Annotated in this window: 16 protein-coding genes; 3 read left to right on the forward strand and 13 right to left on the reverse strand. The window is 70.4% G+C overall.

The features are described from left to right. On the forward strand, positions 1-738 hold a 738-nt coding region (locus ACWIFB_RS03465), incomplete at its 5' end, for an amidohydrolase family protein (protein WP_454057333.1). A 126-nt stretch (positions 739-864) separates the two neighbouring features. Here the strand turns inward: ACWIFB_RS03465 and ACWIFB_RS03470 are convergent. From ACWIFB_RS03470 to ACWIFB_RS03520, 11 genes are all read right to left on the reverse strand, one after another. Beyond that, on the reverse strand, positions 865-2418 hold the full coding sequence (locus ACWIFB_RS03470) for an acyl-CoA carboxylase subunit beta (protein WP_452099822.1): 1554 nt from the start codon (positions 2416-2418) through the stop codon (positions 865-867). Beyond that, a complete protein-coding gene (gene pks13, locus ACWIFB_RS03475; RefSeq protein WP_454057334.1) occupies positions 2415-7433 on the reverse strand; it encodes a polyketide synthase Pks13 in 5019 nt (1672 codons plus the stop codon). The genes ACWIFB_RS03470 and pks13 overlap by 4 nt, the downstream gene beginning before the upstream one ends. Positions 7434-7523: 90 nt before the next feature. Continuing rightward, positions 7524-9479: a long-chain-fatty-acid--AMP ligase FadD32 gene (fadD32, locus tag ACWIFB_RS03480; RefSeq protein WP_452099820.1), complete on the reverse strand. Its 1956-nt coding sequence runs from the start codon at positions 9477-9479 to the stop codon at positions 7524-7526. 164 nt (positions 9480-9643) lie between these two features. After that, the gene (locus tag ACWIFB_RS03485) at positions 9644-10609 is read right to left on the reverse strand and encodes a cutinase family protein (protein ID WP_454057335.1); all 966 of its coding nucleotides are present in this window, start codon (positions 10607-10609) and stop codon (positions 9644-9646) included. A gap of 139 nt (positions 10610-10748) precedes the next feature. Then, entirely contained in the window at positions 10749-11240 is a 492-nt protein-coding gene (locus ACWIFB_RS03490; RefSeq protein WP_454057336.1) for a DUF732 domain-containing protein, read from the reverse strand. Next, complete coding sequence (locus tag ACWIFB_RS03495) at positions 11237-13180, reverse strand: alpha/beta hydrolase-fold protein (RefSeq protein WP_454057337.1); 1944 nt, start codon at positions 13178-13180, stop codon at positions 11237-11239. Before ACWIFB_RS03495 ends, ACWIFB_RS03490 begins: the two co-directional genes overlap by 4 nt. Before the next feature lie 270 nt (positions 13181-13450). Next, on the reverse strand, positions 13451-14593 hold the full coding sequence (locus ACWIFB_RS03500; RefSeq protein ID WP_452099816.1) for an alpha/beta hydrolase: 1143 nt from the start codon (positions 14591-14593) through the stop codon (positions 13451-13453). Between the two features lie 185 nt (positions 14594-14778). Further along, on the reverse strand, positions 14779-16842 hold the full coding sequence (locus tag ACWIFB_RS03505; protein WP_454057338.1) for an arabinosyltransferase: 2064 nt from the start codon (positions 16840-16842) through the stop codon (positions 14779-14781). 13 nt (positions 16843-16855) lie between these two features. Beyond that, positions 16856-17890, reverse strand: a complete 1035-nt coding sequence (locus tag ACWIFB_RS03510; RefSeq protein ID WP_454057339.1) for a decaprenyl-phosphate phosphoribosyltransferase — start codon at positions 17888-17890, stop codon at positions 16856-16858. Further along, on the reverse strand, positions 17890-18456 hold the full coding sequence (locus ACWIFB_RS03515; protein WP_454057459.1) for a phosphatase PAP2 family protein: 567 nt from the start codon (positions 18454-18456) through the stop codon (positions 17890-17892). The genes ACWIFB_RS03510 and ACWIFB_RS03515 overlap by 1 nt, the downstream gene beginning before the upstream one ends. 82 nt (positions 18457-18538) lie before the next feature. Continuing rightward, entirely contained in the window at positions 18539-20539 is a 2001-nt protein-coding gene (locus tag ACWIFB_RS03520) for a glycosyltransferase (RefSeq protein WP_454057340.1), read from the reverse strand. Between the two features lie 171 nt (positions 20540-20710). Here ACWIFB_RS03520 and ACWIFB_RS03525 point away from each other — a divergent pair, with 171 nt between their 5' ends. Then, entirely contained in the window at positions 20711-21433 is a 723-nt protein-coding gene (locus ACWIFB_RS03525) for a peptidylprolyl isomerase (RefSeq protein ID WP_452099812.1), read from the forward strand. 132 nt (positions 21434-21565) lie between these two features. Here ACWIFB_RS03525 and ACWIFB_RS03530 read toward each other — a convergent pair whose 3' ends face one another. Beyond that, on the reverse strand, positions 21566-23017 hold the full coding sequence (locus tag ACWIFB_RS03530; protein WP_454057341.1) for a DUF5129 domain-containing protein: 1452 nt from the start codon (positions 23015-23017) through the stop codon (positions 21566-21568). A 79-nt stretch (positions 23018-23096) separates the two neighbouring features. Between ACWIFB_RS03530 and ACWIFB_RS03535 the strand changes: the two genes are divergently transcribed. Continuing rightward, positions 23097-24371, forward strand: coding sequence for a hypothetical protein (locus ACWIFB_RS03535; RefSeq protein ID WP_454057342.1), 1275 nt, complete (start codon positions 23097-23099; stop codon positions 24369-24371). Between the two features lie 151 nt (positions 24372-24522). Here the strand turns inward: ACWIFB_RS03535 and glf are convergent, their stop codons facing one another. Beyond that, the gene (gene glf, locus ACWIFB_RS03540; protein ID WP_295650709.1) at positions 24523-25722 is read right to left on the reverse strand and encodes a UDP-galactopyranose mutase; all 1200 of its coding nucleotides are present in this window, start codon (positions 25720-25722) and stop codon (positions 24523-24525) included. Positions 25723-26055: the final 333 nt, after the last annotated feature.

The raw sequence follows: 26055 nt of genomic DNA on the forward strand, positions 1-26055 counted from the left end.
GACTCGGTCGACGAGGCCCGCCGCCACGTGCGCGGGCTGCTGCGCGATGGCATCGACGTGGTCAAGGTCGCCTCCTCCGGCGGCGTCACCTCCCCCTCGGACGACCCGGACTGGCTGGGTGCCCGCGTCGACATCGTCTCCGCGCTGGTGGAGGAGGCCCACAACTACGGTGGCCGCAAGGTCGCCGCCCACGCGATCGGCTTCGCCGGCATCCAGGCCGCGGTCCAGGGCGGCGTGCACAGTGTCGAGCACGGCTACGCCCTCAACGACGACCTGCGCCAGGAGATGGTCGAGCGCGGACAGTTCCTCGTTCCCACGCTGATCGAGACCCTCAAGCCCGACACCGCCACCCCGCAGGCCAAGGCCAAGAGCGACAAATGGCACGCGCTCGCGCACGAGTCGCTGCAGGCCTCGGTCGAGGCGGGCATCAAGGTCGCCGTCGGCACCGATGCCGGTCTGGTCCCCGATCACGGCGCCACCCTCGGTGAGCTGGGCGCCCTGGTCAAGTTCGGCGGCATGTCCCCGATGGACGCCATCGTCGCGGGCACCTGCACGTCCGCGGAGCTGTGCGACCTGGGCGACAAGCTCGGCACCCTGGAGGCGGGAAAGCTCGCCGACGTCGTCGTCGTCAAGGGCGATCCCCTCGCCGACATCGACTCCCTGGCCGACCACAGCAACATCCTCCTGGTCCTCAAGGAGGGCCGCACCGCCAGCAACCGCGGCGCCTACGCCCTCTGACCCACGCAACCCCGCACCGACGCCACGAGCCGGTGACCGCCCCACGCGATCACCGGCTCCCGGCGTTGGTGCATGTCCCTGCGACTCGGCGCCCACCCGGCGGGCCGGATCGCGCGCGAAGACCGATCAGAGCGGCGCGATGGGGTGCTTGCGCGGCGGCTCGTTGCGGATCTTGTCGCGGAGCTGCTTGAGGGCACCACGCAGGATCAGACGCGTCTCGGACGGCTGGACCACGGCGTCGATGTAGCCCCGCTCGGCAGCGGTGTACGGAGTCGCGATGAACTCGTTGTACATGTCGATGAGCTGCTGACGGAGCTTCGGGCCCTCCTGCGGGCCGGCCTCCTCGATCTGCCGACGCTGCAGCAGATCCACCGCGCCCTCGGCACCCATCACCGCGATACGGGCGGTCGGCCACGCGAAGTTGAGGTCGCCGCCGAGGTTCTTGGAGCCCATCACCGCGTACGCGCCGCCGTAGGCCTTGCGCACGACGAAGGTCACCTTGGGAACCGAGGACGCCGCGACCGCGTAGCCCATCTTGGCGCCGCGGTGGATGATGCCGAGCTTCTCCTGCTGGACGCCCGGCAGGTAGCCCGGGGTGTCCACCACGTAGACGATCGGGATCGAGTAGGCGTCACACAGCATCATGTGCCGGGTGGCCTTCTCGGAAGCGTCGATGTCCAGGGCACCGGACAGGTGCAGCGGCTGGTTGGCGACCACGCCGACCGGCTCGCCGTCGACCCGGGCGAACCCGGTGATCATGTTGGGCGCGAACTGGCCGGAGGTCTCGACGAACTCGCCGTCGTCGAACATCCGGATCAGGACGTCGTGCATGTCGTAGGCCGCGTTGTCCGAGTCCGGGATGATCTCGTCGAGCGCCAGGTCCGACTCGGTGATCTCCGGCTCGAGACCCGGATTGATCAGCGGTGCCTTCTCCGCGGCCGAGGACGGCAGGAAGCTGAGCAGGTTGCGCACGTACATGAACGCCTCGTGTTCGCTCACCGCGACGTGGTTGACGTTGCCGTTCTTGGCCTGCTGCAGCGCCGAGCCGAGATCTTCCATGGAGATCTCCTCGCCGGTGACCTGCTTGATCACGTCGGGGCCGGTGACGAACATGTACGCCTGGTCCTTGACCGCCACCACGAAGTCGGTGGTCACGGGTGCGTAGACGGCACCGCCGGCGCACTTGCCGAGCATGATCGAGATCTGCGGGATGTACCCGGACGCCGGGTACTGACGCTTGGAGATCTCCGAGTAGTAGGCCAGCGAGGTGACGGCGTCCTGGACGCGGGCGCCGCCCGAGTCGTTGATCCCGATGATCGGGCACCCGACCTTGAGGGCGAAGTCCATGATGGCGCAGACCTTCTTACCGAAGCCCTCGCCCACCGAGCCGCCGAATACCGTGTTGTCGTGCGCGTACACGACCACCGGGCGGCCGTCGATGGTGCCGCGGCCGGTCACCACGCCGTCGCCGTACGGGTTGTTCGGGTCACCGGGCGCCTTGGCGAGCTGCCCCATCTCCACGAAACTGCCCGCGTCCAGGAGCTCGGAGATGCGCACCCGCGGCGGGGTCAGCCCGGCGGCATCCCGCTTGGCCTTGGCCCGCTCACTGCCCGGGTCCTGAGCCTGCTCGGTCTTGACCCGCAGTTCCGCGAGCTTGTCCGCGGTGGTCTTCGCCGTCACGCGTGGGATCCCTTCAGTACTTCGGAGTCGAGCTCGGAGAGCCGACGTGCCAGATGCTTACCGACCGTACCGACCACCGGCTCGTCCACCACCGCCAGGTGGTCACCGGACAGAGGAACGATCTCGAGATCGGTCACGATCGCGGCCCAGCCGCCGTCCGGGTCCACGTGCGCGTAGCGGGGCTCGAGCTCGATCGCGCCGTCGTGCATGCGCTCAGCCCGGTAGATGACGAACGGCACCTCTGCACCGGTCCCGGACCAGGAGGCCAGGTCGGCGCTCTGCAGGATCCGGTTGTCGACGAAGCTCGCCCGCTGGTGCTCGATCACGCCGCCGCCCATGGCGTTGGCCTCCGAACCGAGCGCCTCCAGCAGCATGGTCAGGACGCCGTCCTCGCCGTGCTCCTCGAGGAACTCACGCGGGACCTCGACGTCGAGACCATAGGTCTTCTTGGCGAACTCCGAGTAGCGCTTCCAGCGCGCCTCGGCCTCGTCCAGCGTGTCCGGCACCGGCTCCGACGGCTGCACGGTGTCCAGCAGCACGACCAGCGCGATCTCGTCGCCCGCCGCACGCAGCTGGTGCGCGACCTCGACGGCCAGCGCGCCGCCGAACGACCAGCCGCCCACGGCGATCGCGCGACCGCCGGCGAGCTCGCGGATGCGGTCGAGGTAGCCGGCGGCCCGCTCGGGCAGCGGCCCCTCGGTGCGCTCGACGCCGTAGACGGGCGTATCCGCGGCAAGACGCTCGACGAGTGGCTCGTACACGAACGAGGAACCGCCGGCGGCGTGGAACAGGAACAGCGGCGTGCGCTCCGCGGAGCCCTCCCGCAGCACCCGGATGTTGCCCTCGATCGCCGCCTCCGTGAACGGCCGCAGCAGGTCGGCGACGTCGGCGATCGTGGTGGCGCCGGCCACCTGCCCGGCGGTGATCTCACCGCCGGAACGCTCGGAGAGTCGGGCGGCGAGCGCGGCCCGGGTCGGGTCGTCGAGCGTCGGGAGGGTGCCGGTCACGCCGGGGGCGGCAGCACCGGTGACCACGGCCCACGCACCGAACGCCATGCGCTCGGTGTCATCGCGCGGGGCGATCGCGATCGCGGCGTCGGTACCGGCGCCGACGTCGGCGTCGGCGCCTGATTCAGTGCCGTCGCGCAGGGCGGCCACGTCCACCGCGCCCTCCCCGCGAGCCTGCTGGGCGGCCAGCTCGCCGACCTGCTCGGGGTTCTCCACCGCGAACGTCACCATGTCGGCGACATCGTTGAGCGAGGCATCCCGCATCGCCTGCAACTCGAGCGGCGGGATGGAGAACTCGTACTCGACCCGGTTCTTGATCCGCACCGCCATGAGCGAGTCCAGGCCCAGGTCGAGCAGCGGCAGCTCGCGCGGCAGGTCGTCGGGGCTGTACCCCATCGAGGAGCCGATGATGCGGGCCAGTCGGTCGGAGAGCGCCTCCCCGGTGTCCGGGCTCCAGCGACCGTCGGTCTCGTCGTCCTCCCCCTCGTCCACCACTGGGGCGTCGGACTCGGTGGACACGTAGGCCAGCTCCTGCGCCGAGCCGGGCTCGATCGGCGTCCCGCCGCTCACCGCGCACTCGGCGACCAGTTGGAACGACGACGCCGGCGCGTCACCCACGTGCGCGTGCACCTGCAGCGACGCACCACCCGGGTGCGGCGTCATGGTGGTCGTCACGGCGCCCGACGCCGGCAGCAGACCGGGCCGGTTCACGGCGGTGAGCGTCGCACCCTCGACCACCGACGCGGCCGCGGCCGTCATCAGCGCGTCGACGCTCGGCACCACCTCGGCACGGACCTGCCAGGCGTGGCGGCCGTCCGGCAGCGCCACGTGCGCGCCCGGCATGCGACCCTCGCCCGACCCGCCACCGGCGGTGACCGTCGGCCACAGGGTGCGGCGCTTCCAGCGGGTGCCAGGCACCGCGGCGTAGCGGCCGGCGCCCGTGACGTGCCCGTGGAGCATCTCCACCACCGACGGCATGTCGATCGAGTGCCCGTGGACGTACAGCTGCGCGATCGCGCTCAGCAGCGTGTCCGCCTCGGACTCCTTGCGCTTGAGCGTGTACAGCAGGTTGGGCTCCATGAGCCCGGCGTCGAAGCAGGTCGCGGCGATCGACATTGCGGCGACCGGATTGGGTGCGAACTCGAGGAAGGTCACGTAGCCGGCGTCGACGGCCTTGCGCACGGCGTGGGTGAACCACACCTGGTGGCGCATGCCCTTGACCCAGTACTCCTCAGCGTGGATCGGTCCGTCGCCGGCGCGATAGAGCACCTCGCGATCGACCGACGAGAACAATGCCGAGGTGAGCGGGCGCGGCTCGAGGCCGGCGATCTCCGCGGCGAGCTCGCCGAGCAGCATGTCGACGTCCGAGGTGTGGCCGGCGCCGCGGACCTGGAGCTGACGGGCGAACTTGCCCTGCTCCTCGACCCAGGTCACGAACTCGGCGACCGGCTTCGCACGCCCACCGACCGTGGTGTGCGTGGGCGCGGCGTAGACGGCCGGCTCGATGGAGGCGAACTGCGGGTTGTCGGCGATGATCTGCGCGACCTCGTCGGCCGAGTACTCGACCAGCGCCATCGCGCCTGCCTCCTCGTCCGACACCTGCTGCTCGGCATCACCCATGAGACGCGAGCGCACGCAGATCACGCGCACCGCGTCCTCCAGGTTCAGGCCGCCCGTGGCGTACGCGGCGGCGACCTCACCCATCGAGTGGCCGATCACGGCCTCGGGCTTGGCGCCGAGCGCCTTGAGGGTGTCGATGAGCGCCACCTGGATGGCGAAGATGCCGACCTGCGCCGTCTCGACCCCGTAGGTCACCGAGTCGTCGAGGAACATCTCGGCCATGCGGTAGCCGGCCTCGAAGTCGATGAGTTCGTCCACCGCGTCCAGGCACGAGGCGAACAGCGGGTTGGACAGGTACAGCTCCTTGGCCATCTTCCGGTGCTGCGCACCGAATCCGGCGAACACCCACACGTCGCCGGTCCCGGCGGGCGCGTCGGCGCTGAACACACCGGGGCCGGGATCGCCGGCGGCGAGGGCCCGGAGCCCCTCGACCAGCTCGGCCCGGGTGTGGCCCACCACGGCACCACGGGAGCGGCCGTGGTTGCGGGTCGACAGGGTGCGGGCGACGGCGCCCAGGTCGACCGAGTCGTCCTGCTTCTCGAGCCAGTCGGCGATCTGACCGGCCGCGGCCTTGCGGCGCGAGGGCAGCGAGCCGGACACCACGAGCACGGTCGCGGGCGCGCCGGCCGCGGAGGTGCCGGTGGTCGCCAACTCGTCGGCGTTGTGCGCGACGGCGTCGGCCACACTGCGGGCGATGGAGTCCTCGGCGGGCGTCTCGGCTGCGGTCTCAGCATCGGCTGCGGTCTCAGCGTCGGCTGAGGTCTGCGCGTCCACGACGTTAACCGGGGTGGGCTGGTACTCGGCCACCACGACGTGCGCGTTGGTGCCGCCGAAGCCGAAACCGGACACGCCCGCCAGGGCGCGACCACTGTAGCGGGGCCACGGCGTCGTCTCGGTGACCACGCTGAGCCGCGCGGTGTCGAAGTCGATGTACGGGTTGGGACCCGCGAAATTGAGGGTCGGCGGGACCGCGTCGTGGCCCATGCCCAGGATGATCTTCGCCAGACCGGCGGAACCGGCGGCCGACTCCATATGGCCGAAGTTGGTCTTGGCCGAACCAAGCAGCGTGGGCTTCTCAGCATCGCGTCCACGGCCGAGGACCTGCCCGAGCGCGGTGGCCTCGATCGGGTCGCCGAGGATGGTGCCGGTGCCGTGGGCCTCGATGTAGTCGACCTCGCGCGGGTCGACGCCCGCGTCTGCGTACGCCTGGCGCAGCACGGCGACCTGGGCGTCCGGGTTGGGCGCGGTCATGCCGTTGGAGCGGCCGTCGGAATTGACCGCCGAACCCTTGATGACCGCGAGGATCTGGTCCCCGTCCCGCTCCGCCTCGGACAGGCGTTTGAGGATGAACACGCCGCCGCCCTCGGCTCGGCAGATGCCGTTCGCGTCCGAGGAGAAGGCCTTGATGCGCCCGTCCGGGCTGAGCGCGGCACCGGTCTTGGCGAAGCCCATCGTCGCGGCGGGCGCGAGCATCATGTTGACGCCGCCGGCGACGGCGAGGTCGGACTCGTGCAGGCGCAGCGAGTTGACGGCCTCGTGGATCGTGACCAGCGAGGTCGAGCAGGCCGTGTCCAGGGTCATCGAGGGGCCGCGGAAGTCGAACGTGTACGACACGCGGTTGGAGATGATCGAGTTGGAGGCGCCGGTGACCGCGTACGGGGAGGCCGCCGCGGAGTCTGCGGTGAGGAAGACCTGGTAGTCGCTCGAGGACGAACCGATGAACACGCCGACCTCGCGACCCTTGAGGTCACTGGCGGGCAGGTGGGCATTCTCCAGCGCCTCCCAGGTGAGCTCGAGCGCGAGCCGCTGCTGCGGGTCGACCATCTCGGCCTCGCGGGGGCTCATGCCGAAGAACTCGGCGTCGAAGTCCCGCACCTCGGAGTCGTCGAGCCAGCCGCCCCGGTCCGGAGCCTCGGACAGGACCTGCTGGACATAGGCGTCACCCGCCCACTCCGACCAGCGCGTGGCCGGGCGCGGCGAGGTGGCGTCGCGACCTTCGGCGAGGAGCTCCCACGTGGCCTCGGGCGTGTCGGCGCCGCCCGGGAACCGCGTGGCCATACCGATGACCGCGACGTCGAACTCCATACCGGCCCCGCGCTCACGGAACGTGTGCAGATCGACCGGCTCGTCGGACTCCACCGGCCCGTTGATCACGTACTCGGCGAGGGTCGCGACGGTGGGATGCTGGTAGGCGACGGTCGCGTCCAGTGGGCGGCCGAGAAGGTCCTCGAGGTCCGCCGACAGGGTCACCGCGTCGCGTGAGGACAACCCGTACTCCTCCAGCGACCGGTCGTCGGTCACCTTGGAGATGTCGAGGCCCGTGGCCCGGCAGACCCAGCCCCGCAGCCACTCGCGGAGCTCTACTACCGTCATCTCGCTCTGTGCCATCTGGGTGACTCGCCTTTCCTCGGGTGTCATCCGGGGTGTCCCGCGCCGCGGGGCACCCGTGGTGCCTTCTGCCAGCCCGGCCGCCGGACGCTATTCCGTCGGCAGGTCGGGGAAGGCGGTCTGCTGGTGTCCCCCGCGTAGCGTCCCGTCGACGTACGCGGTCTTGCATGCACGGCGCGCGATCTTGCCGCTCGACGTGCGTGGGATCGAGCCGGCGGGCACCAGGAGCACGTCCTGTGCCGTGACGCCGTGCCTGGCGGAGATCGCCGAGCGGACCGCGTCCGCGATGGGCCCGGGGTCCGCCTTGCCCGCGCCGGGCGCGCGCTCGCCCACCAGCACGAGCGTCTCCGAGGAGTCATCGGCCGCGATCTCCGCGCCGTTACGGGCGTCGATCGGCAGCTGGTTGGCCGGAACCGAGAACGCGGCCACGAAGCCGGGACGCAGTGCGTCGGACACGTCCTGCGCCGTGTTCTCGAGGTCCTGCGGGTAGTGGTTACGACCCGCGACGATCACGAGGTCCTTGACGCGGCCCGTGATGTAGAGCTGGCCGTCGACGTACGCCCCGTAGTCTCCGGTGCGCAGCCAGCGCCCGTCCTCGGGGACCGAACCGAACTCGCGGACCGTCTTACTGCCCTCGGGCAGGCGCTCGGTCAGCGTGTTTCCGAAGGTGGCCCGGGACTCCTCCGGGCGATCCCAGTAGGCGCCGCCCACGTTCGTGCCGTGGAGCCAGATCTCGCCGACCCTGCCCTCGGGCAGTTCGCGGCCGGTGCCGTCGTGTTCGCCGGTCGTCTCGTCGATGTTCGCGTCGACGATCGTCGCCCACTGGCTCGGCGCGACGTACCCGCAGGCGACCTGCGGGATCGCGTCGTCGTTGCCCTCGACCTGAGCGGGGTCCAGGACCGTCATGAGGCCCTTGTTGAGATCTCCCCGGTCGACGTGGATGACGATCGCCTCGTCGTCCTTACGCGGTGAGGACACGAACAGCGTCGCCTCCGCCATGCCGTAGGACGGCTTGATGGCGGTGGGGGCCAGCCCGTACGGGGAGAACGCCTCGTTGAACGCGCGCATCGACGCGGGCGTGACCGGCTCCGAACCGTTGATGATGCTGGTGACACCGGACAGATCCAGTGGCTCGCCCTCCCGCGGCAGGCCCCGGCGGGCGGCGTGCTCGAACGCGAAGTTCGGTGCCGCGGCGAACACGCCGTCGACGCCCCCTTCGCCCGCCGCCTCGGCCAGCTGCGTGACCCAGCGGCCGGGACGCTGGACGAACGCGCGGGGGCTCATCACCGTGATGGTGGCCCCGCCCATCGCGGGAAGGATCACCGTGAGCAGGCCCATGTCGTGGAACAGCGGCAGCCAGGTGACGCCGCGCGAGGCGCGGCTCAGCCCGAGGCCGTCGAAGAGCTGCATGACGTTGGTGACGACGTTGCGGTGGGTGATCTCCACACCGGCGGGCACCCGGGTGGAGCCCGAGGTGTACTGCAGGTAGGCGATGTCGTCCGCGCCGAGATCAGGTCGGTCCCATCCGGCGCCGAGCTCGTCGGGGATGGCGTCGACGGCGACGGTGCGCGGACGCTCGCGCGCGGGCAGTTCACGGAACAGCTTCCGGACGCCCGCCGCGGACTGGGTGGAGGTGAGGATGACCGTCGGCGTGCAGTCGCCCAGGACCGCGTGGAGACGGTCGTGGTGGCCGGGTTCGTCCGGGTCGAACAACGGCACGGCGATGAGCCCGGCGTGGATCGCGGCGAAGAACGACACGATGTAGTCGAGCCCCTGCGGGGCGAGGATCGCCACCCGATCGCCCGGCTCGGCCACCTGCTGCAGCCGGGCCGCGATGGCGTAGAGGCGGTCGCCGAACTGCGACCACAGCAGCTCCTGAACCTCGCCTTCGCGGGTCTTCGAGTAGTCCATGTAGCGGTAGATCAACCCGTCCTGCGCCGGGTCCTGACGGGCGGCGGAGACATTGGCCTCGACGAAGTCGACCAGAGTAGTGCGATCGGGGATGACAATCGCCCCGCTGGCGTCGTGGTACTGCTCGAACTCCACGTTGCTCCGTTCCGATCCGTGTCTGATGGTCGACGTCGCCGACCGCGGACATGCGGGTGCACTGACGACAGGCTTGGTCGATCTTACAGCGTGCCCCAGGCCACCTCCGAACTCCGAATCTACGCGCGCGGTCGGCGTGTCGAACCGCGACATGCAGAGTTCGTCTACCCGTGGGCGATCTCCGGCGCACCGTCGGTGAGCTCGCGGATGTGACCGATCGTCCATTCGGGCACCGTCGTGCCGATGATGACGTCAGGGTTCGTCGCGTACAGCGCGTGGACCGCGTTGTTGGCGACGAACTCCTGGAAGCGGGCCGCGCCGTCGACCACGTTGAGCGGGGCGTTACAGATGAGGTCGCGGGAGTCGCAGATCTGGGCGGTGCGGTCCGCGAGCTCCCCGAACCCGCCCGGCCGGACGCCTGTCATGGTGGCGCCGGCGATCAGCTGTGTGAACCCGGTGACCGGCTGCAGGGAGATCTCCATCCCCTGGCCGTTGCCCGGGTTCAGGCCGGGCGACTGGCCCTCGCCCGGCAGGCGGCGCCCGTCCGCGATGAGGACCGAGCCCAGGACCCGGTCGGCCGGGACCGGGCCGTTGCCGGTGCCGATCTCGTTCGTCAGGTCGCCGGCGATCACGGCGCCCTGGGAGAAGCCGAGGAGGATGAAGGAGGTGTACGGGCAGTGCTCGTGGGTGGCGGCCATCTCGGCGCGCGCCCGCTCCGTGCCCTCGGCACGGCTCTGGTCGTAGGTGATCTCGTCGGGCCGCTGCGGGTTCCGGAACTGGGCGACGTACGGCACGGTGTAGACCTCGAGTCGGTCGCCCGGGTACTGCTCGGACAGCGGATCGGTGATCGTCCGCAGGAGCGCCTGCGGCAGGAACGTCGGGTTGTGCGGATCGTCGGTCGGGCTGCTCTCCCACGTGCCCGGCACGGCGAGGAGCTGCACATCGGCACAGTCCGCCGGCTGCGCGATCTCGGGCGTCTCGGGAGGGGGCACGGGCCCGTCCGGATCGGTGGGCAGGCCACGCTGTCCGATCCACCATCCGACGCCCAGCACCACCAGGACCACCATCACGAGCGCTCCGATCGAACACCCGAGACGGCGGCCGTACCCTCCACGGGATCCACGAGCCACGATTCGTACTCCTTCCCGGCCACCTCACAGGCGATGTCCGTCAGTGACCGATGCCCGGTTCAACGCACGGGTGGCCCCGCGGGTTCCGGAACCGGCCGAGACGTGGCGACCCTCACGCGCCGCCGCGGGACGCCTCCGGCTACGGGCAGAGCTGGCCGGCGGAGGCGTCCACGACGATCCGGGACACCTGATCGACCTCGAGATCCGAGTAGCCGCCCGCCACGATCTGGCCCGCGACCGCGTCGGCGATGGTCGTGGTCTCCTCCGCGGCACCGCCGGTGGTCCGGATCCGGCAGATGGTGTTCCCCGCAGCGACCAGCGGATCCTGCAGCTCCCCGGTCTCGATGCCCTCGCGGTCGAGGGTTTCGAGGTAGCCGCGTTCCCGCGCCCCCACGGCGGGGCCGTCGAATCCGGAGGCGTCCGAGGCGACGGGGGCGGGCGCCTCGGTGAACCGGCCGGAGTCCTCGGAGGCAGGCACCCTGGAGGAGGTCGGGGCGCTACCCCCGGGCGGTGGGGCCAGGGTCTCGGAGTCCGGTACGCCGGACACGGTCGAATCGCCGCCACCACAGGCCGCGAGCATGCCGCCGGTGACGATCAGGGCGGCACCCAGGGCTGTCGCGCGCGCCCTCACGAGATCTCCGCCCGGCCGCCTGAGACGGTGATCTGGCCACCCTCGAAGTCCATCACCTGGCCGTCACGCGTGGTGCGCACCGGGCCGGTCGGATAACCGAGGCGGCCGCGTTCGTAGTCGACCGTGCCCCAGGCGTCGAAGATCGGACCGCGCGGGACAACGTGGGCCCCGGTGCCACGCGACCAGTAGATGTAGCCACCCTGGAAGCGGCTGAACGCACCGCCCCGCGTGCTCAGTGCGATCTCGTCGGTCGTGGGGTAGCCCAGAGCCGAGTTCTCCGCCCCGGCCTCACGGTAGGTCTTGAGGATCTCGCCCTCGACGACCTTCGGCCCGGTCTCCTCGGACCAGTAGACCGTGCCGCCCTGGAAGCCCTGGACGACGCCCGGCTTATTGGGGTTGGCGATCTCGTCGGTGGTCGGGTAGCCGAGGTCTCCTCGCTCGGCCCCCTGGTCCTGCCACATGGCGCGGATGGCGCCCCGGACGGCGTGGGCGCCGGTGGTGGGCGACCAGTAGATGACGCCGTTCTGGAAGTCCGAGTACCGGCCCTTGCCGTCGGGAGTCGTGTTCTCACCCGAGGTGGGTAGCCCGAGCGAACCGGCCGGGCCGTCCTCGGACTGGTAGGCCGCGCCGATCGCACCGAGGACCGAGTGCGCCCCGGTCTGCTGCGACCAGAACACCTGGCCGAAGCGGAAGTTCGTGGCCTTGCCGCCGCGGACGTCGTACTCGTTGGTCAGGCACGGCCCCAGACCCGGCTCACGCTCGGCCAGGCGGGCGATCTCGCCCTCGGCCGCGCACGGGGGCTCGACGTTCGCGATGCCCACCGCGGTCGCGTACTGCGGCCACGCCTGGGTCATCTCGAACTGCCAGTAGGGCCACGTGTGGGTCCCGGAGGGCCGGAAATTGGCAGTGACGTTGACCCCGGCCTCGCGGGCGCGGTTGACGAAGGTCTGGGTGGTCATCCGCGACAACAGCTCGAGGCCGTAGCCCGGGAAGTTGGTGGGGATCCCCGGAAGGCCGGACGGCTCGTCCCAGGGTCCGGTGTTGCCACTGCCGGCGGAGACGTACACGGTCTGCTCCCGCATCTTGGCGGCGTGGAGCTTGGGATCCTGCTCCTGCCAGCGCGGCGAGCCGAGCGGGCCCCACATGCTCTCGGCCGGGTAGCCACCGGCGTCCTGCATGGCGACCTTGATGGCCTCCGGCATGCCGAAGCTGGTGGTGTCGAGGAATCCCGAGTAGCTGGCCGCGAACTGGAAGTAGTCCGGGTACCGCTGGGCGAGCATCATCGCGGCCGTGCCGCCCATGGACAGGCCGGCGACCCCGTGCTTGTCGCCGACACGCCATTCGCGCTGCAGCAGCGGCGGGAGCTCCTGCATCAGGAAGGTCTCCCACTGGTACTGCTCGCCCTTGGCGTCGGCGACCCAGTCGGTGTAGAAGCTCGACTCGCCGCCGATCGGCAGGACGATCACCGCGTTCTTGGCGTCGAAGAACTGCGAGATCTTGGTCTCGAGGGTCCAGCCACTCGCGTCATCCCGCGCCCGCAGGCCGTCGAGGAGCAGCAGCGAGGGGTAGGTGCGGTCCGGCTCGGAGTTCCACGTGGCCGGCAGCATCAACTGCACCTGCACGGCCTCGTCCATGGCCGGCGACTGCACCCAGAGCGCGACCCGGTTCGCGGACTTCCACTCGACGCGGTCCAGCCGCACACCGGCCGGCAGGTCGTCCGGCACCTGCAGGGTCGGCGCGTCCGGAGCGTTCTCCGGGTTCGGCGCGGGAGTGGCCCGCGCCGGGGCCTCCTGGCTCGGGCTCGGGCGGACGGGCGTCTCCTGGGCGCCGGCGAGGGGCGTCACGACGAGGCCGGAGCCCACCATGCCCGCCACGAGCGGTACCGCGACGAGGGACGCCCACCGACTGCGGGGGCTCACATATGCGCTGGGGGTCGCCATGGTGTCTGTTCTCTTCCTTGCCGCGTCGACTGGAAACGGATCCCGTGAGTGAACGGCCGGCATCGGCCGGCGGCTCCGGACTCCGGGGCCCTGAGTCCATGGCGCGTCCGTGGTTTCCCCTTCCACGGCCGAGCCCGGCGGCCGGATACGACCGGGGCCCCGCACGTGAATCTACGCGCGGGGCCCCGGTGTGACGGGTGAGGACTCGCTGGGATCAGCCGAATCCGTCCATTATTCGTCGGAAGACGTCCCTCGGGACGCCGCCGACCATCAGTAGGTCGAGTACGCGTCCATCACGTCGAGGATCTGAGTGGAACGGGCGTCGATGAGGTCGTCGTTCCAGTAACCCCAGCCGTGGATACCCGTGGCGCGGTAGTTGAAGACCGCCCGGTTGGACGCGGCGTTCATGGTGTTCTGGAACGCCAGGGTCGAACCGCGGGACAGCCCCTCGAGGATGACACCGTTGAACGTGTTGAACACGCCCTGCAGGCTGGACGGCTGGTCGTACTGGCCGGGGATCGCCGAGCCGGCGGTGACGTACATCGGGATATTCCGCAGCTTGTCGGCGTTGAGCAGCGGGTCGTTCCTACCCCAGGCCGGGGAGCCCGGCAGGCCCCACATGGCGAACGGATCACACTTGCACTGGTCGAACATCGCCAGCGGGATCATTGAGTACATCCCCGGGGCGGTCGGGTTCATGTAGCCGGAGAACACCGAGACCTGCTTGAACTGGTTCGGGTGGTTGGCGGCCAGCGTCGCGGCCGCCGAGCCGCCCATCGACAGACCGGCGATGGCGTTGTTGTTCGGGGACACGCCGAACTCCCGCTGCAGGTAGCCGGGCAGCTCCTGCGTCAGGAACGTCTCGTACTTGTACTCGAGCAGGTTGCCGCCCAGGTTGATGGGCCGCTCCCAGTCGGAGTAGAAGGAGACCTGGCCGCCGACGGGCATGACCAGCGTGATGTTGTCCATGAGGAAGATGCGCTGCGCCTGGGCGTCGTGGGTCCAGGCGTTCCAGTCATCCCGCGCGCGCAGACCGTCGAGCAGGTACAGGCCCGCGTTGCCGCCGCCCTGACGCGCCGGCTGGACCTGCACCTTGATGTGCCGGTTCATCGACGGCGACCAGACCTCGCACAGCTGGACCCAGGACTGGACCGCGTCGTAGACACAACGGTCGCCGAGGACGCCGCGCGTGCCGTCCGGGTCCTCATTTCCACCGAACGCCATGGCAGCCGGGGCAGCGGCCGGGGCTGCGGCCGGCGCCCCGGCCGAACCGGCGGAGCCGAGGCTGGCCGACGAGCCCGGCTCGGTCGCCTGCGCGTTGACGAGGGCCGGGGCGCCAGCCATGAGCCCGGCGGCGGTCGCCATCGCGGTGAGCCCGGCAGCGAACCTGCGCCGGAGGGTGGAATGGGACATTCGTTGGTTCCTTTGTTCGTTCCTGGTGCCCCGGGAGGCATCGGTGACGTCCATCGGACCGACCCCACCAGGGAGGGCCGGAACTGCGACATGAATACTGTCGCGCACTATGGGACAGGTGTTACAGGTCGGGGACCATTTTGATCCCCTGCCGTTACCGTTCCGAGACAACAGCAGGCGCCACCCTACCTAGTGCCCTGATACTTCTCCACTTCCTCCGGCATGGGCAGACCACACCTCTGGACCTCGTATGCAGGGATTCTGTTCATCCGGTACTCGGCGAATGAGAATGCGTTCACGAGGTTTGACCACCGTCGCTCAGGCGTCAGCGGCGCGGAATACGACTCGATGAGCGCCTGTGTCGCAGAACACTGCAGAGCCACCTCGGCCTGGTTCACCCAGTTGACGTCGATCCACCGGGGGAAGTTCACAGGATCCTCCACCACCCCCGTGGACGCCATCACCCAGTCGTACGGGAGGAACTTGTCGTGCCCGATCCGCCCGTCCTCCATGCGGTCCGTGTGGGCGGCCAGCGGCGAGGCGAGGCCCACGGTGTCGTAGACCTTGACGTCGAGCGGCAGATTCATGCTCGTCATGCCGAGGTTGAGGAACACCACGGTCTTGATCGGGTCGTCGGGCAGCTCGAACGGCGCCAGCCCCGGCATGGGCCGGTCATACGACACCACATCCCAGCGGTCCTGGAACCCCGGCACCGGCAGGAACACCGCGCCCGTCCGGTTGGTCGAGACGTCCCGCACCAGCGCGCGCATCCGCGGGAAGTCGAGGTAGTCCTCCGCGAGCAGCGGGTGGCGGTGGCCGGTGCGCTGGATGTAGAACTGGCGCTCGTCCACGATCCCGGCAGCCGTGATGGACTCGGGCTCCTCGCGGAAGGGGTCCTGGGTGACCTCGACGGTCACCGCCCAGCCGACGACGACGAGCCACGCCGCCGCGACCACGGGCACCGCCACGCGGCGCACCCGCCCGTCCTGCTCCCCGCGCGGCGGCCCGATCGGCAGCGGCACCACCGAGACCGGCAGCATGAACAGGAACAGCGATGGCAGGAGCACACGGCCGTGCATGAAGTCGCCGCCGACGCGGGTGACGTAGAGCAGCATGATCAGGGCCACCACGAGGAACGCGACGGTGACGACCGGGGTGGAGCGCACCCCGCCCCGTAGACGGTTCAACCGGCTGACGTCGTTGTCGTCGTCGCCCTGGTCGCCGTGGGCGTCGGCGTCGTGCTCGTCGTCGTGGGTGTCGGCGTCGGCGTCGCCCCGATCCACCCCCGCGCCGGCGGATCCGCCCCCCTTACGGAAGTAGCGGATCCACGCTCCGGGTCGCGCACTCGTGACCGCCCAGAGCGAGACCAGGCCCCCGACCAGCACCACCGCGATCGGCACCAGAAGCGCATACGGCGACAGCAGATCCCACAGGTACTCCAGGCCGCGACCCCACTTGGAGCCGCCCGCGTCCTTGGCCACCGCGGTGAGCGGGTACGGCAGCGCGTAATACGACATGCGCCACAGCTGGTAGAGCACGGGCACCGCGCCGGCGATCGCCACCAACCAGCCCAGATGCCGCCACGACTGGCGCGCGGCCGCCATAAGCGCGAGGAAGACCGCCGCCGCGATGGCCATCTCCGGCCGCACCAGCGGACCCAGGCCCGCGATGAACGCCAGCGCCGCCATGCCCGGGGCGGGCAGACCGAACCGATACTCGCGGTGCCCGGCCCGCGCCCACAGCTGCATTCCCAGCCACATGACGCCGATCCAACAGATCACCAGCCCCGTCTCCAGGCCGGAGCTGGCGAAATCGCGAGCCGGGGGCAGCATCACGTAGATGAGCACTCCGAACGGCAGCAGGAGCATGGGCACGCCGGCGGGGGCACGGCGGGTGCCGCGGTACATGACGCGGGTACCGAGCATCGCGCACACCACCGCGGCCATGCTCAGGGTGAGCGCCAGGCCCAGGGCGACGAGCTCGAGCCGGAAACCCACGACCTCGTGGGTGAGGTAGATGAGATAGGTCCACAGCGTGGAGGTGTTGGACTCCACGCGCTCGCCGGCGTTGAACACCGGCCCGTTGCCCGCGATGAGGTTGCGGACGGTACGCAGGACGATGAGGCCGTCGTCCGCGATCCACCGCCGCTGCCAGGCTCCCGCGAAGAAGATCGCCACCACCACGGCCACGCCGGCCCAGAAGGCCGTCCCGGACCACCGGCGAGACCTGCCCGCCGCCACTTCCGTCATCGCCAGAGCCGGGTCAGACGGCCGGGACGATGTAGACGCCGATCACCACGGCCAGCACCCACAGGGCAGCCAGGATCTGCAGGACCCGGTCGCCCAGGGCGATGTCCTCCGGCTCGCCGGCCTGGGCCGCGTCGACATCCACGGCGTAGCGCAGGACGGCGATGGTGAACGGGACGATCGAGATCTGGAGCCAGACCGCGGCACCGGCCGGCTGGCCCGGATCCGAGCCGCGGTCGTAGGCCCACAGTGCGTAGCAGAGCACCAGCACGGTGGCCGACAGCGTCCACACGAAGCGCAGGTAGGTGGGCGTGTAGCTCTCGAGCGCCTTGCGGATCTTGGCGCCGGTCTTCAGGTGCAGGCTCAACTCCGCGTACCGCTTGCCGGCCGCCATGAAGAGCGAGCCGAAGGCCATGACCAGCAGGAACCACTGCGAGATGGCGACTTCGGCCGCCGCGCCGCCGGCCACCGCGCGCAGCAGGAAGCCGGACGAGACGAACGCGATGTCGAGCACCGGCTGGTGCTTGAGGCCGAAGCAGTACATGAGCTGCAGCACGATGTACACGGCCACGACGATCGCCAGCGCCGGATGTGCGAAGAGCACGGAGATGACCAGCGCCGCGATGATGAGCACCACCGCCATGCCGTACGCCAGCCCGACGGGCAGGACGCCGGCGGCGATGGGGCGGAACCGCTTGGTCGGGTGGGCGCGGTCCGCCTCGACGTCCATCGCGTCGTTGATGAGGTACACGCTCGAGGCGGCCATGCAGAAGGCCACGAACGCGATGAAGACCGAGAACAGGACCGACGAGTCGGTCAGGGTCTGCGAGCCGGCCGCCGCGGGGGCGGCGATCACGAGGACGTTCTTGACCCACTGGCGCGGACGGAGCGCCTTGATCATCCCGTCGAGGAGGTTCTTGGGCGGGGCGCCCTTGGCCTCCTCCTCCGCCTCCGCGATGTCGTCGATCTCGTTGGCCGTGTGCGGCTCGGCGCCGAAGAGTTGGTGATCTCCCCCGCCCCGGGCTGCCGGGGCTCCGGTCTGATCGGTCATCAATTCTCCTCGGGATTCGCAGTGGTGCCTGGGCCCGCCTCGGCTTCGCGCAGCGCCTCGGGCAACACGCGCTGGACGGCCGCGGTGGGCCATACAGCGCGGGTGAGCGCCGCGCAGCCCGCACCGACCGTGGCGCCGGCGAGCACATCAGAAGGGTAATGGACTCCGAGCACGAGCCTGGATGCCAGCATCACCGGCACGAGTGCCGGTGCGATCGGCACGCCGCTCACCGACCCCGCGAGCAGGGCGAACGCGGTGGTCGACGTGGCATGGGAGGAGGGGAAGCTCAGCTTCGAGGGCGTTCCGACGCCCACCGCCACGCTCGGGTGGTCGGGGCGCTTGCGCCGGACGACACGCTTGAGCACGACGGAGGTGGCGTGCGCGCCGAAGGTCCCCACCCCGACCATCGCCCACCTGCCCCGGCGGGCGGGGTCGAGCACCATTCCGGCGCCGGCGATCGCCATCCAGCCGAGGGCGTGCTCACCGACATGCGAGAGCGTCACGGCGGCCTCCCGCGACCCGGGCACGGCCAGCAGTCGGCGCTGGATCCCGGAGAGTAGCCGCACCTCGCCGGTCGGCACGGGGATCTCGACCGTCGGGGCCGCCCCATGCCCGGCGGAGGCTCCGGCCGTGGCCGGCGTGGCGGGGTCAGGCGTCGAAGACACGGCTCCAGGCCTCCTTGCTCACGAGTTCGGCATGCGCCCGGCGGTAGCGACGGCGCATCTCGGGGAACCGACGGTACAACTCACGATGCAGGGCCGCGGATTCCTTGAACAGGGCTGCGGCCTTGTCGCGGTCGCGCTTGCGGTAGACGACTCCGCGGCCGTCCGCGGTGGTGACGGTGGCGCCGTCGACGCGGCTGAGCGAGTACCAGCGCGCCTCGACGGGCGGGAAGTTGGCCTGGGGCACCTCGTGGTGCGCCTTGTCGTCGCGGGACAACGTGTGGGCCAAGCCCTTGGCCAGGGCGACGACCTTGCGCGCCTTGCCCTTGGGCTCGGTGTGGATGCCGGCGGGCCCGCCCGACGGGGCGGGTAGGTCGACGGCGGAGGGGACGACGACGGCGTCCGGGAACCCGGCGCGCATCGACCGGACCTTGGGCAGCGCCGTGGGCAGCAGCTCGTACAGCGCCTCGGGGCCGCGCAGGAAGTCGCGGATCGCCTCGATCTGGATGGCCACGGTCGAGTATTCGAGGCACACCAGGTGCTTGACCAGCGCCTTGAGGCTGGACTGCATGATCCCCTTGTGGTCGCCGTCGTGGTAGAGCGAGGCCACCACGAGGCGGTTGCGCAGGTGGAAGTACGCCTGCCAGTCGATCGCGTCGTCCTTGTCGGACCACGCCATGTGCCAGATCGCCACGCCGGGCATGGTGACGGTGGGGTGCCCGGCCCGGCGGGCGCGGAGCCCGTACTCGGCGTCGTCCCACTTGATGAACAGCGGCAGCGGCTGTCCGATCTTCTCGGCGACCACACGCGGGATGAGGCACATCCACCAGCCGTTGTAGTCCACGTCGATTCGGCGGTGCAGCGGCTTGGGGTTGTCGCGGTCCGTCAGCGGGTACGTGGAGAAGTCGTAGTCGTAGTCCGCGTGCGGGGCGGCGGTCCACATGAAGTCGTGGCCGCCGACCACCTCACCCATGGTGTGGAGGTGGCTGCGCTCCTGCAGGTTGAGCATCTGCCCGCCGACAAGCATCGGCACGGTGGAGAACCGGGCGAAGGCCAGCGCGCGCAGGATCGAGTCGGGCTCGATCTCGATGTCGTCGTCCATGTACAGGATGTAGGGCGAGTCGGTGAGGCGACGGGCCTCGTACATGATGCGGCTGTACCCGCCGGATCCACCGAGATTGGGCTGGTCGAAGATCCGCAGCCGGTCGCCCAGCGCCTCGGCGGCCTCGGTGAAGCCCGGCTCGTCCCGCACCTTGCGGTCGCCCTGGTCGGGCATGAGCACCGCATCGATCACGGCGTCGACCTGCGGATCGGAGGTCAGGGCCTCCAGCGCGGCCACGGCGTCGCCCGGGCGGTTGAAGGTGGGGATGCCGATCGTGACGCGTCGGTCGTTGGGCACCTGCACCGACGGGTCGGGCCGGCCGTCGGGTCCGGCGTCGGGCCGGGTCTCCGTCGCGGCGACGGCCGAGTACCAGCCACCGGCCAGCAGCTCGACGTCCGTATCGGAGGTGAGGTCGAACCAGATCCAGCCGCCATCCTCGAACGGGCCGAGGTCGCAGACGAACTCGACCGTGGTCACGCGGTCGGTGTCGCCGGGGCTGCCCACGACGTCGCCGGTGATCGCGATGCGCGAGCCGTCGATCTTGGACCGGTAGAGGTCCACCCGCCCCGCGCCGCGGACGGTCAGGCGTAGGACGACGGAGTCCAGCACGGTCCACCGGCGCCAGTACGCGGCGGCGAACGCGTTGAAGTAGGTGGCGAACGAGACCTCGCTGTCCGCGCCGATGCTCAGCGTGGTGCGGCTGGACGAATGCGCGCGCCGGGCGTTGGTGGGCGCCTCCTCCAGGTACAGCGACCGCACGTCCAGCGGCTCGCCGGCCCGCGGCAGGATGATGCGCTGCAGGCATTCCAGGCCACGCGGGTCCGCAAGTGCTGCGACCGACCGCTCGATCTCGCCGCCTGCCTCGTGGTGGCCTCGGTGTTCCATGTACGCGCGTCCCCGTCCCGACGGCCGGGGCCGCCCTCGTCCACGTTGGATAACCCACGCCCTCGCTTCTGCGGGGCGAAAGCCGCATCGATCGTACCCGGCTGGCACGATCCGCCACCTTCACCACGCGCCGAGGACCACCGGTGGGCCCGCAGGGCCTAAGTTCATTCCATGCGCATCCACACCCACGCCCGTCCTCGTCCGACCCTCCGCACCGCACTGGGAGTGCTCGCCCTGGCCACTCCGCTGGCCCTCGCCGGTTGCAGCTCGGACGAGCCCGCCCCGGCAGCCGAGTCCGGGGGTGGCGCCTCCACCGCGGCCGTCGAATCCGGCAGCGGCGACGCGACCGTCGAGTGCCCGCCCGCCGAGGGCGCGGACGAGCGGACCACGGACTTCGACTCCGCTCCCCCGATGTGCCTCACCCCGGGCGTCGACTACTCGGCGGTCATCACCACGGACGCCGGCGCGGTCACCGTCGACCTGCTCGAGGACAAGGCCCCGGAGACGGTGAACAACTTCGTCTTCCTGGCCCGCAACAAGTTCTACGAGGGCGTCACATTCCACCGCGTGATCCCCGGCTTCATGATCCAGGGCGGCGACCCGCAGGGCACCGGAGCGGGCGGCCCGGGTTACGAGTTCTCCGACGAGCTCCCCGCGGCGGGCGAGTACGAGATCGGCTCCATGGCCATGGCCAACGCCGGCCCCGATACCAACGGCTCGCAGTTCTTCATCGTCACCGGCGACTCGGGCGTCTCCCTGCCCCCGAGCTACAGCCTGTTCGGCACCGTCACCGAGGGCATGGAGACGGTCACGTCGATCGAGTCCGACGGCAGCCCCCAGGGCGCCCCGTCGACCACGCACACCATCGAGTCAGTGGAGATCGTCGAGCGCTGACGGTCCGTCGCCGCACGAGAAGAGCGTTCCGCACACGTTGTCCGAGTGGCGGTGTCCGGAACGTTCTTCTCGATGGGGCGACGGGTGATGGGGCGACGGGTGGTGGGGCGGCGTGCCACGAGGGCGGCGGGGTCAGTACCCGCTGGACCCGCCACCGCCGGAGAACGACGCGTTCGAGTACCCGGTGTTCGTGGAGCTCGACGCCTGCGCCGCCTGCACGTCGTGGGAGTGCCAGCTCGAGGCCACGTAGAACGGCACGAAGCCGTTGTAGCCGTAGCCTGCGCGCCAGTCGCGGTCGTACAGCCGCGGCGCGTGGCGGTCGCCGGCGTCCGCGGCGGCCTCGACGTCCGACATCTCGCGCTCGCGGATGGCTTCGACGACCAGCCGGTAGTCCACGACCAACCGGGCGTAGCGATCCATGAAGTCGGTGGCGCCGGTGTCCCGGGCCAGGTCGTCGGCTCGTGCCTCCAGCTCCCTGGCCTCGGACGACAGCCTCGCGTCCTCGGCACCCAGCGCGGCGGCGCCCATGTCCTCGCGGAGCTCGCCCAGCTGGCGGCGCCGCACGTCGGCATCGCCCTGCTCCATGCGGAAGAGCTGATCGATGTTCTTCTCCGCCGTCTCCATCTGGTCGACAGTGGTGTGGGCGGTCTCGATGTCGGCGGCCGCCGCCCGGAACTCGGCGTCCGCGGACTCGGGCCGCAGGTCGCCGATCCGGCCCATGATCGCGTCCACCTCGAGGAACCGGTCCCGCACGTCGGCCCATTGCCCACGCAGTTCGTCGTCGGCCAGCGGAGACCGCAGGGAGTTGGCTCGAACGTCCAGCCCGCCGAGCTCGCCCGCGATCCGCCCGTATTCGCGAGAGATCCGGTCGTAGCGCTCCCGAGCAGTGGCGGCCTTCTTCTTGCGGACGCCCGCCACGGCAGCACCGATGGCACCCGCACCCACCACTCCCGCACCGCCGAGCGCCCACGGCAGCCAGGACGGCATGCCCTCGAATTCGGCCGCGAGGACCGTGGGATCGGCGGCGGCCTTCGCCCCTGCGAGCAGTCCGACGGCGGTGTTGTCGCGCCGCATCGGGTCCTTCATCGCCTCGAGTGAGCCGTCCAGGTGCGATCCCTCGAAGAGGTCCATGGCCACGCACACGTCGTCGCCGCAGTAGAGGCCGACGTCGCGCGCCTCGGCGTCGTTGGACACGATCAGCGTCCCCGGCGCCCACTTCTTCCGGTCCTCGGCCAGCAGGTCCGGACGCTCGTCCTCGGCGAACTCCAGGGTCGTGTCGTTGAGGTTGCTACCCCCGTCGTCGAAGACCAGGTACTCGACGTGCCGCACCTGCGGCGGGAAGTCGATCCGCGGCGTCTCGGTGCGCAGCAGGTCGTCGTCGCCGGCCGACAGCAGTCCCGCGCGGTCGGTGACGCCCACCGACACCGTCGTCGCGGGCGCGGTCTCGGCGGGAGCCGGCGCGGAAGCGGGCGCCTGGGCCCGTGCCGCGGGGCCGCCGGCGAGGTGCCCGGCCGAGAGCAGGAACAGCGCGGCGCCGACGAGCGCCACGAGTAGTCGGAGCACTGGCGAGGTCGCTCGTGTCATGCCGGAAGCCTAACCCCCGCGGGCGATCGATCCCCCGGCCTCAGGTCCGCCCGAACTCGAACCGGGCTACCTTTGGCCCATGCTCGTCGTGGAAACCCTCATCGCCGTCACCATCGCGTTGACCACCGCGTTCGGCGGCCTCGTGGCGGATGACATCATCAGCGCGGACGGCTCCTGCACCATCTCCGGCATCCCGGATCTGTGGTCCCACCACTGCACATCGCAGGCGCGGCTTGCGTGGTTCCTGGGCTCCGCCGGACTCCTGATCGCGATGATGGCGCTGCGGCACTGGATGATCAACCGCAACGGCACGCTGTACTACCTGCGCCTGCTGCCGGCCGCCTCCGCGGATCACCTTCGGGGCGCGATGGACATGGCTCGGGCGCGTAGCCTCGATTTCCGCACGGCCACCGGCTGGTTCGGCGCGGTGGGTGACGTCCTGGACCTGCGCGCCGACGTCGCGCGGGTGTCCGACGAGCTGGAACGCGCGATGAACGACGACGACGAGGCCACCGGCTACCTGTTCGCCCCCAATCTCTCGTTCCCCGCCGCGCTGTCGGTGGGCTACGACGTCCTGTTGCGGGAGCGGACCTCGCTCGCCGAAGTGCCGGAGGAGCCGCGGTCGACGCGAATCCCGGGCGGGGACACCGGGATGCGGACGGTGTACTTCGACGATGGTTACGACGAGTGGTCGTCGCGCGACTGGGCCACCCACCACGAGACGCCCGACCCGGACATCACGCTGACGACCGTCGTGGAGCCGCGCGTCGACCGCCACGAGGTGAAGCGGGTCTGGCTGTCGTTGCGACTGGGGCCGACCGGGCCGGTGTCCGAGGTCGACGCGCAGTATCCGCTGCGGGACACCTGCGACGTGGTGATCGTGGCGGGCCCCGTCGAGAGCGTCGGCGGGGAGGTGCACCTGCGTCCGTGGGAGCTTCCCGTCGGCCGGTGGATCCCGGGGTCCAGCGGGCGGAAAATAGACCCGAAGGCCTTCGCCACCCTGGTGGTCGAACTATCGGGAGCGATCGAGCACGTCCTCGACGACTACCCGGAGGCGACCGTGCTGCTCTGCGGCGACCTGCCGCGCTCGGTGGGGTTCGCGCTGGGCTTCGTCATCTCCGAGCGCAAGGACAACCAGATCATCGGTAAGCGACCGGACCTGCACCTGCCGCAGCCGGGCGATTCCGCCGCCGAGCGGATCCAGGCGCACGCGGAGAACGCGGGCCTGAGTTCGCTGAGCCGCTTCTGGGCCTCCGTGACGCCGGTGCTGGTCCATCTCGGTGAGGCCCGGCCGACGCTGGTGCACCCGGCTCAGCGGGCCGAGATCGTGGCCGCCCTCGCCGAGCAGCCCTAACCTCGGCGGCCCAGGCATCCTCAAGAGAGTTCGGCCCACATCAGCCGAGTAGATGTGTGCCGAACCCTCTGCTCGACGCCGGCGGGGCTGGGCGGCGACGGGGCTGCGCGGCCCGCTCAGCGGCGCATTGCGTCAGGTCGCGGGCACCGCGTCAGTCCGCGAGCGGCGCCCCGTCGCGCAGGTGCGGCGCGAGAGTGTTCTCGAACATGGTCAGCGCGGAGGCGATGGCCATGTGCATGTCGAGGTACTGGTAGGTGCCCAGGCGGCCACCGAAGAGCACCTTGTTGGCGGCGGTCTCGGCCTTGGCCCGGTCGCGGTAGGCGGCCAGCCGCTCGCGGTCGGTGGACTCGTTGATCGGGTAGTACGGCTCGTCGTCGCGCTCGGCGAAGCGGCTGAACTCGCGCATGATCACGGTCTTGTCCGTGGGGTAGTTCTTGCGCTCCGGGTGGAAGTGGCGGAACTCGTGGATGCGGGTGAACTCGACCTCGGCGTCGTTGTAGTTCATCACCGGGGTGCCCTGGAAGTCGCCGGTGGGCAGGACCTCCATCTCGAAGTCCAGGGTGCGCCAGCCGAGTTCGCCGTCGGCGTAGTCGAAGTAGCGGTCGAGCGGGCCGGTGTAGACGACGGGCGCGTCCGGGCTCGCGGCGCGCACGGCCTCGCGGACATCGAACCAGTCGGTGTCGAGCACCACGTCGATCTTCTCGTCCGCCGCCATGTTCTCGAGCCACGCGGTGTATCCGTCGACCGGCAGTCCCTCGTAGGTGTCCGAGAAGTAGCGGTTGTCGAAGTTGTAGCGTACGGGCAGCCGGGTGATGTTGCCGGCGGGCAGGTTCTTGGGGTCGGTCTGCCACTGCTTGGCGGTGTAGCCCTTGATGAACGCCTCGTACAGCGGGCGCCCGATCAGCGAGATGGCCTTCTCCTCGAAGTTCGCGGCCTCGTCGGAGGAGAACTCGGCGGCCTGCTCGGCGATGAGCTCGCGCGCCTCGTCCGGCGAGTAGTAGCGGCCGAAGAACTGGTTGATCAGGCCCAGGCCCATGGGGAACTGGTAGGCGGTACCGGAGTACATGCAGAACACCCGATGCTGGTACCCGGTGAAGTCGGTGAACTTGTTGACGTACTCCCACACGCGCTCGTTGGAGGTGTGGAACAGGTGGGCGCCGTACTTGTGGATCTCGATCCCGGTCTCGGGCTCCGCCTCCGAGTAGGCGTTGCCGCCGATGTGGTGGCGCCGGTCGAGCACGAGGACGCGCTTACCGAGCTCGGTGGCCGCCCGCTCGGCGACCGTCAGACCGTAGAAACCCGACCCCACCACGATGAGGTCGTAGGTGCCCCACTGCCGCTCGTCCGCCATCGTCGACTTCCCCTTCGCTGAAGACTTCTGTGCCGCGGCGGTTCTCCGCAGCCGTGTCAGTAGGCCGCGCGCCGATCGGCGCGGGTCCTTCGTTCCCAGGGTATCCGTCGGGTCGGGGGGTGGTTAATGGCGCGCCGGTAGTGGGCGACCAGAGCGGGGTCGGGCAGAGGGGCGGAGCAGGGTCGACGACAACGACGACGACACCGTCGGCGACCGCGGGAACGCCCACATCGGACGAGTTCGCCCATCCCGCGGCGCGCCGGGGGCATCTGATCTGCCGATGACCGCCGACCGCCGGTATCCGCTCACGGCGCTGGTCGGACGTCGTCGTCG

It is taken from the genome of Dietzia sp. NPDC055340, assembly GCF_053645335.1.